A 13,499-nucleotide genomic window follows, 5' to 3' on the forward strand; every position below is an offset into this window, starting at 1 on the left:
CTTCGCTCTTCTCGTCCTGCTGTGAAGCGCCGTAGGTATACCCCGAGAGCCTGCTCCCTGGGTACCAGAGAAAGACTAAGCAACCCCCACGCGGCGATACTGCACAAAATTCACCAGCAGCAACAGCAACATGACCGCCACAGCGGCAATCTCTGCCGTCATCGAGGGGTAAAACACCCCAATTACTGACAACGCCAAAATTGCCCGCATCCACGGCTTCATCCACGTAAACAAGAATCCCTCAATCGCCGCAGCGAAAGCCACCAACGCCGTGATGATCAAGAACCCATTCCACAGCAATACCGGTAACGGGCCACCGGTGATGATCTCCGGGTTAAACACCATAAACAACGGAATCAAGTACAACCCCTTGGCGAACTTCCAAGACTGCACACTGGTTTCCATCGTCTTACTGCCCGCTATCGCCGCCGCCGCAAAGGCGGCGAGTGCCACCGGCGGTGTGACGTTGGAGTCTTGCGAGTACCAGAACACCAGCAGGTGTGCCACCAACAACGGAATACCAAATTCATTCGTCAGGGCAGGGCCGACCAATACAATCAGTACGATGTAGCTGGCCGTCACTGGTAAGCCCAAGCCGAGAATCAAGCTGGCGATGATGACCAACAGCAGAGCAAGCAAAATATTGCCACCCGAGAAGGCAATCATCATGGATGAGAACTTCAATCCCAACCCGGTCAGACCGACTACGGCAACCACAATACCGGCGACACCACAGGCAATACTCACGGCAACGGCATTGCGCGCCCCCAGCTCCAAGCCCTGCATCAAGCGGATAAAGCCCAACTTAATGGCAGCGGTGACCTCTTTAGCGAGGGCACCGTTTTCTTGGCCGCGCCGAACGGCTAACCACAAGCCGTTCAGTCCAGCTACTACGATGATGCCGCTGACGGCATAGAAGCCAACCCGCATCGGCGAAAGCCCCATGACCAGCAAGAATACCAGCAGAATCAGTGGGGCGAGGAAGAACCAGCCGCGCATCAATACCTCACGCATCACGGGCAGTTGGCTTTGTGGCAAGCCGGTCATGCCTTGTTTGATGGCGATGATGTGGACAAAGAGATAAACGGTCGCAAAGTACAGCAGTGCCGGGAAAATAGAGACCTTAACGATTTCCAAATAAGGCAAGCGGGTGTATTCAGCAATTAAGAAGGCGCCGGCGCCCATCAATGGCGGCATGATTTGCCCACCGGTACTGGAGGCGGCTTCGATGCCACCGGCTTGTGCCGGTTTGTAACCCAGCTTCTTCATCAGCGGGATGGTGAACGCACCGGTGGTCACCACGTTGGCAATGGAACTACCAGAGATCGACCCCATGCTGGCGGACGCCAATACTGCCGCTTTAGCCGGGCCGCCACGTTGACGTCCGGTTGCTGCAAAGGCGACATCGATAAAGAACTTGCCCGCGCCGGTGACTTCCAACATGGCGCCAAACAACACAAAGATAAAGACAAAGGTCGCGGCCACACCGAGTGGCAGGCCAAAGATGCCTTCTTGGCCAAGATAGAGCTGCGCCGCGACACGTTCGAGCGAATACCCGCGGTGATTCAAGATACCCGGTAACCACTCACCCAGCCACGGCAAACTGCCACGTGCGCCAGACAGGGCGTAAATAATTGCCACTGCACCAATGATGGTGAGTCCCAAGCCCACCGCACGGCGGCTGGCCTCTAAAAGGGTAACCGCGGTAATGCAACCGACGATGATATCGGTCTCGCTCCAAAACCCGGCTCGGGCGAAGATTTCATCTAGGTTGTACACCAGATAGAAGCCGGAAAAGGCCGCGGCGCCAAAGAAGCCGAGGTCAATGATCGATCCAATCACGCCACGCGGACGACCAAAGGGCGGAAAAATAAGGAACGCCAGCATCATCACCAAGGCAAGGTGAATGCTGCGTTGATAAAAGAGTCCCAGTGGCTGAATACCAGCACTGTAGAGTTGAAACAGAGAAAGGCCAATGCCTAAGATGGTGATGAGCCAAAGGATCGGCTTAGGGCCCTTGCGTTCAGGGGGTTGCCAAGCAGCTTCCGGCTGGTCTGTCACTACGGATGAGGTGGTCATGTTTTTATTATTCCAAAGGCACGAATAGTCTTGAAAACAATCGACGTGGAGCCGACCCAAGGGTCGGCTCCCAGAAACACGTCAGTATTTCTTTGGCCTGTTACTCGCGCAGGCGATCAGGGATAACCGCCCCAATTTCTTCGTAGTAACGCAGTGCACCAGGGTGCATTGGAATAGGTGTTGAAGTCAGGCTGAATTCCACCGTGGTGTCATTTGCGGCGGGGTGAATAGCGCGCAGATACTCGACTTCTTCGAACAACAGCTTGGTGAGCTGGTACGCTAGCTCCTCCGACATCGCAGGGTTAACTGTCAGTACGTTAGGAATGCTGACTGATTGAGTCGGGCTGGTAACGCCTTCGTATAAGCCTGCACGGAGCACGTAGGGTGCGAAGACCGGTTCCACCGACTGAGCGTTGCGAATCTGTGTCGTTGTCAGGCTGACCAGACGAATATCACGCTGTGTTGCCAGGCTCAAAATTGAGCTGGTTGGTGGGCCCACGCTCCAAAAACCGGCATCGATGTCGCCATCACGCAAGGCGTCGGCTGTCTCGTTGAAATTCAGACGCTGCACACTCATGTCGTCGTAACTTAAGCCGTTAGACTCTAACAACGCCCGAGCATTCAACTCCGTGCCGCTACCGGGTGCTCCCACAGAGACACGCTTGCCACGCAAGTCGTCCAATGAAGTAATGCCTGAATTGGCCAGTGTTACGATTTGAACTGCATTGGGATAAATCGAAGCCAGTGCCACTACGTCCAGTGGGCGGCCATCGAAGCGGCCTGTACCGTTATAAGCCTGAAACACGGTATCAGCCAAAGCAATAGCTAGGTCGGAATCTTCACGGTGAATCAATCCCATGTTTTCGACCGACGCGCCAGTCACTTCTACCGCGCCGCTGTAGCCTGGAATGTGTTGTCCAATCAGCTCGGCCAGACCCCCGCCAATCGGGTAGTAAACGCCGCCGGTACCACCGGTAGCAATCGACAGAGTGGTTTGTGCTTGGGCCGTTGAGAAGCCCAGCGCCAGAGTTGCACAGAGTGCTACGCTTAATTTGCGCATGTGTAGTCTCCATTGTGTTGTTGTTTTTGTTGTATCGAAGTTGCTGTGCCCAACGGGCGATCAGTAACGTCCACTATCAATAGAGCAAGGGTTATGCCACAACCGCAACCTCAGGAACCATGCGGCTTTCGGTGGCGGCCAAGCCTCTAGTAAGCAAAAAATAGCCTATTGGCGCTGAAATGATAAGCAAAAAACAGCCTATTTGAGCATCTAAAACACTTCTTTTTACAGAGCCCGAAGTAGCAAATTGTGCGGTGTTTTAAATAAAGTCCTCGCGGCGCAAACCGTACTTCTGCATTTTCTGGTTTAGGGTCCGTCGTGGTAGGTCCAGTACTTCCATCACCTCCTTGATGGAGCCCTTGTGGTGCGCCAGTTCGGCGCTCAGTAGAGCCTTTTCTACCTGCTCTAACCGGGCACTGAGCGACCCTTCTTCGCTCGTTGGGGCGGTCCGGTTGGTGGAGCCCAGTTGCAGCAGCTCCTGCACCGAGATGTCATTGAAGCTGTGTGTCAGCAGGTAGCGCTCAGCAGTATGCTTAAGCTCTCGCACATTGCCGGGCCAGTCATGCAGTTCCAGAGCGACCAAATCTTCGTAGCTCAGTTCCGGCATGTCGACTTGATTGTTGTTGCTGGCCTCGCGCAAGAAATGGCCAAACAATAAGGGAATATCACCGGGCCGCTCGCGTAAAGGCGGCAGATGAATGTCGGCGACCATCAGGCGGTAGTAGAGGTCTTCGCGGAAGTGGCCGGCATTGGCTGCCTGCCTTAAATCTTCTTTGGTGGCCGATACGATGCGTACATTCAGCGGAATGCTCTGGCGTGAGCCAACACGGGTGACTTCGCGCTCTTGCAGCACGCGCAACAGTTTGATCTGGAATGCCATCGGCATGCTTTCAATTTCATCCAGAAAGAGGGTGCCGCCATTAGCGGCTTCGAAGATCCCCGGCTGTTGTTTAATGGCACCGGTAAAGGCGCCGGCCTCATGACCAAAAAGCTCACTTTCGAGAAGGTTTTCCGGAATGGCCGCCACATTAATGGCCACAAAGGGATGGTCACGCCGAATACTCAGGTCGTGTAGGCTCCGTGCCACCAGCTCCTTACCTGTACCTGTTTCACCGGAAATGATCACATCGGCATTTACGCGCGCCAGCGACTGAATGTGCTGGCGCAGAGTGTGCAGCGTATCGGACTGGCCAATAATAATGTGCTCCAAGGCCGACTGATCATCGTTCTGCGGCCTATGTGGCGCCGTTGCCAAGGACACTTGGCGCTGTTCGCAGGCGCGCCGCACCATGTCGACCAGGCGCTCCGGGTTGTAGGGCTTTTCTAAAAAGTCGTAGGCCCCCAGCTTCATGGCCTCAACCGCCTGCGCTATACCGCCATGGCCGGTGATCAATATTACCGGAATGTTGCGGTCGGTGGCTTTGAGTAGGCTCATGCCATCCATCTCGGGCATGCGAATGTCGCTGATGACCACGCCATTGAAGTCCGCGGTCAGCATTGCCATCGCTTGCCGCGCGCTGGCAAAGGGATGCACCTCAATGTCGGCAAGATTTAGCCATTGGGCCAGTGACTCAAGGGCTGCGGGATCATCGTCGATGATCACGGCCGACAGCGTATTGTTCATGCGGGCTCCTCTGCGGGTTCTGAAACGACGGCTTGAAAGGTCAGCGAGAAGGTTGTGCCGGAGCCGGGTTCACTTTGCACGGTCAATTCGGCACCCATATCGTGGGCCAGACTGTAGCTGATTGCGAGCCCTAAGCCCATGCCGTCGCCCACCGACTTGGTGGTAAAGAAGGGTTCAAAGACCTTAGTTTGTAACTCGCGATCCATACCGGGGCCGTTGTCGTGAATGGAAAGGCAGGCGCTGGATTTTCCCGTCATCGCGAGCTGAACGCGAATGAGAGGGTTTGGGTGTCCGGCCAGTGCGTCCACCGCATTGCCCATCAAGTTAACCAGAATCTGCTCCAGCATCATGGTGTTGGCTAAGACCCAGCGTTCGGTTCCCAAGTCTATGTGACACTCAATGCCTTCCGCTTCCAAGCGTGGCTGCATTACGTCCAGCGCATAGCGCACTGGTGAGTGCAGCGACGCATGACCACTGCCGGTGTTACGCTTGCCGGCGAAGATGCGCAGCTGGCGCGACAGGGCGGATAGGCGCTCGGTTAAGGCATCCATTTTTTCAATGTTCTGTTTCACCGTGTCCGTTTTGCCGCGCTCCAACAACAGACGACTACTGGCGGTGTAGTTGCGCAGAGCGGTAATGGGTTGGTTGATTTCATGCGCAATGGCCGACGACATACGCCCCAAAGCCGCCAGTTTTTGATTTTGCGCCAAGGCGTTCTGCGCTTCGCGCAGGTCTCGAGTGCGTTCCTCAACACGATGCTCCAACACTTCATTGGCTTGCTCCAGAGCGCGCTGAGCTTCATGGCGTCTATGCCGCTCGCGGTAATAGAGCAGCGCACCAGCAAAGGCCGCCATGCACAGCAACAGCAGCCCCTGCTTGATGCGTACCTGTTGGCGAATGTCGGCCATGGGCAGCCTTAGGTGCATGTCCCATGGGTAGCCGTTAATGGCGGAAGAAAAGGCCATCTGTTCGCCGACGTCTCCCAGATCAAATGCTGCCCATTGCGGCGTATTCCAATCGGGTAAACGCGACAATTCGGTAACCGGCGTCATGCCGTATTGACGCGTACTGGCCAGTAGGTCGAGGTGCGTTTCCGACAAAGGCCTGGTCGCTTTGTAGTGCCAACGTTCAGACGACGAGAGGAAAATAATGCCCTCGCGATCCGTTACCCAGACAGAATCGCCGGACTCCATCCAGCTGTGTTCCAACGGTCGCAAGTCAATTTTTACCACAATCACGCCCAGAATATCGTTGGCGGCATTGCGCACGGGGGCCGAGAGGAACAAGCCTGGCTCGCCGGACGTTGCCCCTACAGCAAAGTAGAAGCCTTGTTGACCACTGATGGCGGATAAGAAATAAGGGCGGAAACCGTAGTTGCTGCCAACGAAACTGTGCACCGTATCAAAGTTGCTGGACCAAAACGTCATGCCGTCGGGTGCCATCAGAAAGATTTCATCCGATTGGGCCTCCGCATTGATACTTTGCAGCAGCTCGGATATGTATTGCACCGCACCATCACCGGGCTCGTATTGCGTGCCTTCCGCCAGCGCGTGTTCGATCCGTGGATCTGACGCCAATATGCGTGGCAAATAGTGATGGCGATTAATGGTGGCTTGCAATGATGTTTTGTAGGCGCCCATGCGCTGCACCGACCGATCAGCCGTACGATTCACTTCCAGTGACATCAGCAGGTGATTGGTCATCGCCAGCAGCACCAGAGCCACCAAAAAACCCAACGCCAACAGGCGTGGCAGATGTCGATAACCCAGAGGGGTGCCGAATTTCGAAGCGAGTAACGAAGTCATGGCGGGCTCTGTTATTGTTGTGAGTTAGGCTTGCGCCAGCAACATTATCTGCTATCGATACCCGTGCAGCAATGCCAACACCCCGAACAGTCTGAACTCCACAGCAATTTGTTTCGACTTCGCGTTGTTCTAAACAAGCTTATATAAGGCGATGCGTTGCTAGCCTGTTGATTCTAAATGCGTTAAGTTAGTTTGATTCTCCATGTTGCCCTCACCGGGCATGAATACAATGCGTGCGTGATGCACGACATACGGACATACCTAAACCATGCTACAAGACATCAAGAAAACCCTGTGGGCCACCGCCGATAAACTGCGTGCCAACGTCGATGCCGCCGAGTACAAGCACATTGTACTGGGGCTGATTTTCTTAAAATTTATCTCTGACTCATTCGCCGGCCGCCGGGCAGAATTGCTTAAGCGTTTAAAAGACCCAAAAGACGAGCTGTATTTTGCCGATGCCAGCGAAGATGATTTAGCGGCAGAGCTGGAAGACCGCGACTATTTTAAAATGGCCAATGTGTTTTGGGTGCCGGAAGGTGCGCGCTGGGAAGCCCTGCGCGCTAATGCCAAGCAGGCCGATATTGGCAAGCGCATTGATGATGCCTTAGCCGTGATCGAGCTCGAAAACCCTACCTTAAAAGGCATTTTAGATAAACGCTACGCCCGTGCGCCGCTGCCCGATGGCAAGTTGGGTGAGCTGGTGGATGTGATCTCCACCATTGGTTTTGGTGAAGACCAAAGCAAAGCGCGCGATATTTTGGGCCAGGTATACGAGTACTTTTTAGGCCAGTTTGCCAGTGCCGAGGGTAAAAAGGGCGGCCAGTTCTACACGCCGCAGTCTATCGTTAATACCTTAGTAGCGGTGCTCGACCCACACCAGGGCAAGGTTTACGACCCCTGCTGTGGCAGTGGCGGCATGTTTGTGCAATCTGAGAAGTTTATTGAAGCCCACGGCGGCAAGCTGGGCGATGTGTCTATTTACGGCCAGGAGTCTAACCCGACCACTTGGCGCTTAGCGGCAATGAACCTGGCCATTCGCGGTATCGATTTTAATTTAGGCCGCGAGCCTGCTGATACCTTTATTAAAAACCAGCACAGCGATTTACGCGCCGATTATATTCTGGCTAACCCGCCGTTTAATATCAGCGATTGGTGGCACGGCAGTTTGGAAGGCGACCCGCGCTGGGTCTATGGCACACCGCCACAGGGTAATGCCAACTACGCCTGGTTGCAGCACATGCTGTATCACCTAAAACCCAATGGTCGCGCCGGCATTGTGCTGGCTAATGGTTCGATGAGTTCCAGCCAAAATAGCGAAGGCGAGATCCGCCGCGCCATGGTCGATGCCGATGTGGTGGAGGTGATGGTCGCGCTACCGGGCCAGCTGTTCTTTAACACCCAAATACCAGCCTGTTTGTGGTTTTTAACCAAGCAAAAGCAGCAGCGTAAAGGCGAAGTATTGTTTATTGATGCACGTAAACTCGGCAAGATGATCAGCCGCGTGCAAACCGAACTTGATCAAGCCGCCATTGATCGCATTGCCAATACCGTAAAAGCCTGGCGCGGTGATGACTTATCCAACGTCGAAGGCTTTGAGCAGGGTTACACCGATATTCCCGGCTTTTGCCGCAGCGTGCCGCTTTCTGAGATTGCCGAACACGGCCATGTACTCACACCAGGGCGTTATGTTGGCGCGGAAGCAGTGGAAGATTGCGACGAAGCCTTTGCCGACAAGATGACTGTGCTTACCGAAAAGCTTGGCGAGCAAATGGCCAAAGGCGCAGAGTTGGACCAGTTAATCCGCCAGAAGCTGGGAGGGCTGGGGTATGAGTTCTGAGTGGGTATTGCAGAAGTTATCGACACTTGGAACATTCGATCGGGGCAAGTCGAAGCATCGACCGCGTGATGCAGCTCATTTATACGGTGGTCCTTATCCTTTCATTCAAACTGGTGACGTTACAGCATCAGGAGGGAGAATAACTACATATCGGCAAACTTATTCTGAGGCAGGATTGGCGCAGAGTAGGTTATGGCCAGTCAATACGCTTTGTATCACTATTGCTGCCAATATTGCGGAAACAGGCCTATTAACATTTCCCGCATGTTTTCCTGATAGTGTTGTCGGTTTTACGGCAGATCCTAAAAAAGCAGACATTAGATTTATCGAGTATATTTTCCAAGCGTTTAGAGCTTCGGTTAAAAGCAAGGCTTATGGAAGTGTTCAGGAGAACATTAATCTCGAAGTGCTGAGGAATTTAGAGTTCCCTATACCTTCTTTAAATAATCAAAAGAAAATTGCTGACTTTTTCACCCTGATAGACGACCGCATAGCCCTGCTACGCGAAACCAACACCACCTTAGAAGCCATCGCCCAGGCGCTGTTCAAATCCTGGTTTGTCGATTTTGACCCAGTGCACGCCAATGCCGGCACGCAAGCCCCCAGCCTGCCAGCTGACATCCAAGCGCTATTCCCCTCCCGCCTGGTGGAATCCCCGCAGGGGTTGATACCGGAGGGGTGGGAGTGGAAGCAACTTGTTGAAGCTTATGAAATAAATCCTAAAAGACAACTAAAAAAGGGGGCGGTAGCGAAATACTTGGATATGGCCAGTGTTCAGACACAAGGCCATGTTACAGCAGATGTTATTGAACGGGAGTTTGGTTCAGGTACAAAGTTCTGCAATGGCGACACTTTGCTGGCGCGAATTACACCATGCCTTGAAAATGGTAAAACGGCATTCGTTGATTTTTTAGATCCTGATGAAATTGGTTGGGGATCCACAGAGTTTGTTGTCTTGAAGCCAAAAGCACCATTACCAGATTTTCATGGCTACTTATTGGCGAGACAATCGGTTTTCAGAGATTTTGCAATTCAAAGTATGTCAGGTACCAGCGGGCGACAACGTGTTCAAAATGATGTGTTAGGCAGTTTTACTATTGCAATGCCAGATGAGAGAGTCGCTAATGCATTTTCGCAAGTGGTTACCCCAATACAGCAAAGTATTTCAGCTAATCATAGGAAAGCTCAAACACTCGCTAACTTGCGAGACACCTTACTTCCCCGTCTAATTTCCGGCCAGTTGCGTTTGCCAGAGGCTGAAGTAGTTTTGGTAGAGGTGTCATAAATCATGCTCAACAATCAACTCAGTGGGTTGATAGCCACGCTGGAGGCTAGAATTGTATTCGAAAAGCTACAGCAGTAATCAAGTTCTAGTTATCTGTTGTGTCAAATAATGGGCAGGGAGTGTTTATGAAAGGTTTTTCTAATCCGGAAGCGCGTGAATTTTTACAACGGATGAAGACTGAAAAAAACCATGAATGGTTTAGTGCTGCAATTACTGTAATCAGGGCCACATTCCCTAATGCTGATGTTTGGTTAACTGGCGGGATGGATAAACAATACATCGACGTTCGAATTGGCCGTAAGACTAGAGACAGTAAGGCAGGTCAGCCGGTTCTGTATGTCTTTTGTCGCAAAGGCTGGGATGAGCCGAAACTGGAGACTAGCGAAAGCCAACTGAACTCCACTTTTGTTCTCACTCCAAGCAGTCATCGAACCGTTTCAGAACTAACAGCATTTTTTGCTGAGAACAGTGAAGTGTTCTCGGCTGTAAAACACAAGTTGGAGGGCAGTGGTTTAAACCCCGATGATTATGGTTACGAAGTAAGTGATGACTTGCTATATAAGGAAAAAATAATTAAGAGTATAACCTTGCCCCTGAACCAAATTCTCTATGGCCCGCCCGGCACTGGAAAAACCTACGAAACAATTCGAGCTGCGCTTGCCATTCTCGATCCTGAATCAGTAGCGGACTATGATGCCATGATGCAACCGTCTAGAACTCCTGCAGAAAAGCAAAATGCGCGTCAGGTGTTAAAAGCGCGGTTTGACCTTCTGCACCATGACAACTACGTCCAGTTTGTGACCTTTCATCAAAGCTTTAGCTATGAGGATTTCGTTGAGGGTATTAGGGCGGAGGCAGATGAGGTAACCAAACAAATTCAGTATCAAGTGGTAGATGGTGTTTTTAAAAGCTTGTGCGAGCTTGCAGACGTTCGGGTCACAAAACAAGCCGAAGCACCGGTTGATTTGTCAGGCCGAAGGGTTTGGAAAATGTCCTTAGGTAACACCTTAGGCAGTGATGCTAGCATCTACGACGAGTGTATTGAGAACGACTGTATATTACTGGGCTATGGTGACAACATAGACTTTTCTGCTTGTAACACAAGAGCTGAGATCCGAGCTCAGTTTGAGCAGCAAGGAATAAGCTTAAATGGCAATAATGATTACAACTTAACCAGCGTGAGCATCTTCATCACTAAAATGAAGTTGGGTGATTTGGTTGTAGTGAGTGATGGAAATTTTAAGTTCCGTGCAATCGCGGAAATCACTGGTGACTATGATTATCATCCACACCCAGACTATGACGATGGTTATGCACAGAAAAGAAAAGTGAAGTGGTTACGTCAATTCACACCTTCGTTGCCGCATACAGAGCTACTCACCGGACAATTTAGCCAAATGACATTGTATGAGCTGAAGAAACCCAGCTTAGACAAAGTAAAACTTGAAACCCTGCTGGGTACGAAAACATCTGCTGCAAGCTCAGCAAATTTCAGTATTGGGCAAGTAATAGGACGAGATTACAAAATTGTCAGGGTAACGCCCGATTTGGTTGAGCTTAAAAAGCCCAACGATAATTTACTGCCTTTTGCCATGAGCATGCTTGATGAGTTAGCAACGGCGGTTCGCCAAGGTAAAATAACCGTCGAGGATATTCGAAAGAAAACAGCCATAGAGAAGTTGCCAGGTTCAAATTTGGAACCTTACCTGGTGAATGGTTATCAGAATGTTTTGGCACCCCTTGTTCAGTTCATGCTTTCTGTGAACAGCGAGAAACTGAAGGGCACAGCACCGAATGCGCGAGTTCTGATCATTGATGAAATTAACCGTGGCAACATTTCGCGGATTTTTGGTGAGCTCATCACATTGATTGAGCCCAGCAAGCGAGCCGGAGCAGGTGAAGAGCTTGAAGTCGTTCTTCCGTATTCGAAAAAGCGATTTAAAGTGCCAAGCAACCTCTACATCATTGGCACAATGAACACGGCCGACCGCTCTTTAGCCGGGCTAGATTTAGCGTTGCGCCGCCGTTTTACTTTTGTCGAAATGCCACCCAAGCCGGAACTGTTAGATGGCCTGATGGTTGAAGGTATTGATATTGGACAAATGCTGCGGGTGATGAACCAGCGTATCACGGCACTGCTGGATCGCGATCACTGTATTGGCCATGCTTACTTTATGCCGCTTTTTGATAGCCCAAGCCTGCAACGGCTGGCAGATATATTCTCGCAAAACATCTTGCCGCTGCTGCAGGAGTACTTCTTTGAAGACTGGCAGCGCATTCGGTGGATACTGGCCGACCAGACTAAATCAGTTTCTTTTGCCTTTGTGGTCAACGATGAACAAATCGATGCGCAACAGCTGTTCCCTAGCGTGGCACAATTTAAGCCACGTGAGTGCTGGCGCATAAATACCAGCGCATTTATGCAGGTTGAAGCCTATCAACGTATTTACCAAGCTGAAAAAGAAGTAACGGGGCCGGAAGCCTAATGCAGCCGGTCGTGGTGCGCGAATATGCTCGCCTAACGTCTGCGCCTCTGGCTGCGAATACGCTGGATCAAGCGCACATACCGGTGTCAGCCTTTAGCTGGTTGGTAAAGCTGGGCCAGCAATTTAAAGCCAACGGTTTGCAATTGTTGCAGCTTGATGATCAGCAGTGGCTGCGGCTGGATAACTATGTTGGTGTGCTGGAATCGCCCTGCGGCCAGGTAATTGAGATATTGCCTAAGCACAGGGTTGAGGGCGAATGTGTTGGTAGCGCCCGTATGTTGCTGCGTAAGCTTATTTTAAATGCCATGCAGCTTAAGCAACGTGAAACACAGCATACCGATATAGAGCGCTTTGATGCGCCCTTGCCTGAATGGTTAATGCAGCAGTTTTTAACCGAGCTGGATCATTTGATAAAGCGTGGTTTGCGTTTTGACTACCACCGGGTAGAAGAGCAACAACGATTTTTGCGTGGCCAGTTAGATGTAGTAAAGCAGTTGCGCCAACCGCCTGGGCGCGAGCATGTGTTTCATATCCGCCATGATGTATTTTCCGCCGACCGGCCAGAAAACCGGTTGCTTAAAGCGGCACTGCTGCGCGTATGCAAAACTACGCAAGATAACAACAACTGGCGTTTAGCGCATGAACTGCAAAGCATGCTGCAAGAATTGCCGGTATCAACGGATTTTCAAAGTGATTTTAAGTTCTGGCGCACTGATCGCTTGATGGCGCATTATCAGGCGATCAAGCCTTGGTGCGAGTTTGTGCTTAGCCAGCATGTGCCCCTTGCAGTGCAAGGGCAGTGGCAGGGCATTAGCATGCTGTTCCCGATGGAGCGCTTATTTGAAAGCTATGTTGCCGCTGAACTTGGTGCAGCGGCCCAGCGCATGCCGGGTATCAAAGGCGAAGTGAATACCCAGCTAGCCAGCAAGTATTTATGTACACACCAAGGCAAAGACTTTTTTCAGTTAAAGCCAGACTTGCAACTTAAGTTGGGTGCAAAGCGTTGGATCTTGGATACCAAGTGGAAGTTACTTGATGTCGCGGATCGGGAAAAAAAGTATGGGTTAAGCCACCAGGATTTTTATCAGCTTTTTGCCTATGGTCAATATTATCTGGGCGGTGAGGGCACGCTGGTACTGATTTATCCCGCATGGGAAAAGTTTCCGAGTGGTACTCGTTTGGCAGAATTTTGTTTTAATGATCAACTCAGGCTTTTGGTACTGCCTTTTGATCTTGAAGACGACGATGCAGCGTTCAATTTGATTGTGCAGCTGCAGCAGAGTAACCCGCAGCCGATACATCGAGTAGGCTGAAAGTATT

Annotated in this window: 8 protein-coding genes; 4 read left to right on the plus strand and 4 right to left on the minus strand. The window is 51.5% G+C overall.

Features of this window, described 5'->3' with window-relative positions:
• Positions 1-75 precede the first annotated feature (75 nt).
• The 4 genes from NFC81_RS05900 to NFC81_RS05915 all read right to left on the minus strand — a co-directional run bounded on the left by NFC81_RS05900 (position 76) and on the right by NFC81_RS05915 (position 6,568).
• Positions 76-2,079: a TRAP transporter fused permease subunit gene (locus tag NFC81_RS05900; RefSeq protein ID WP_304996603.1), complete on the minus strand. Its 2,004-nt coding sequence runs from the start codon at positions 2,077-2,079 to the stop codon at positions 76-78.
• Positions 2,080-2,179: 100 nt separating this feature from the next.
• Positions 2,180-3,139, minus strand: a complete 960-nt coding sequence (locus NFC81_RS05905; protein WP_304996604.1) for a TAXI family TRAP transporter solute-binding subunit — start codon at positions 3,137-3,139, stop codon at positions 2,180-2,182.
• 259 nt (positions 3,140-3,398) lie between these two features.
• Positions 3,399-4,763, minus strand: coding sequence for a sigma-54 dependent transcriptional regulator (locus NFC81_RS05910; RefSeq protein WP_304996605.1), 1,365 nt, complete (start codon positions 4,761-4,763; stop codon positions 3,399-3,401).
• Positions 4,760-6,568, minus strand: coding sequence for an ATP-binding protein (locus NFC81_RS05915; protein ID WP_304996606.1), 1,809 nt, complete (start codon positions 6,566-6,568; stop codon positions 4,760-4,762). The genes NFC81_RS05910 and NFC81_RS05915 overlap by 4 nt, the downstream gene beginning before the upstream one ends.
• 268 nt (positions 6,569-6,836) lie before the next feature.
• Here NFC81_RS05915 and NFC81_RS05920 point away from each other — a divergent pair, with 268 nt between their 5' ends.
• The 4 genes from NFC81_RS05920 (at position 6,837) to NFC81_RS05935 (ending at position 13,492) form a co-directional block, all read left to right on the plus strand.
• Positions 6,837-8,408 (plus strand): class I SAM-dependent DNA methyltransferase, encoded by a 1,572-nt coding sequence (locus tag NFC81_RS05920; RefSeq protein WP_304996607.1) that lies wholly within the window; start codon positions 6,837-6,839, stop codon positions 8,406-8,408.
• Positions 8,398-9,693: a restriction endonuclease subunit S gene (locus NFC81_RS05925; RefSeq protein ID WP_304996608.1), complete on the plus strand. Its 1,296-nt coding sequence runs from the start codon at positions 8,398-8,400 to the stop codon at positions 9,691-9,693. The genes NFC81_RS05920 and NFC81_RS05925 overlap by 11 nt, the downstream gene beginning before the upstream one ends.
• Before the next feature lie 125 nt (positions 9,694-9,818).
• Positions 9,819-12,179, plus strand: a complete 2,361-nt coding sequence (locus tag NFC81_RS05930; protein ID WP_304996609.1) for an AAA family ATPase — start codon at positions 9,819-9,821, stop codon at positions 12,177-12,179.
• A complete protein-coding gene (locus NFC81_RS05935) occupies positions 12,179-13,492 on the plus strand; it encodes an McrC family protein (protein ID WP_304996610.1) in 1,314 nt (437 codons plus the stop codon). Before NFC81_RS05930 ends, NFC81_RS05935 begins: the two co-directional genes overlap by 1 nt.
• Positions 13,493-13,499: the final 7 nt, after the last annotated feature.

It is taken from the genome of Salinispirillum sp. LH 10-3-1 (assembly GCF_030643825.1).
In the GTDB taxonomy this organism is placed as follows: Bacteria; Pseudomonadota; Gammaproteobacteria; order Pseudomonadales; family Natronospirillaceae; genus Salinispirillum.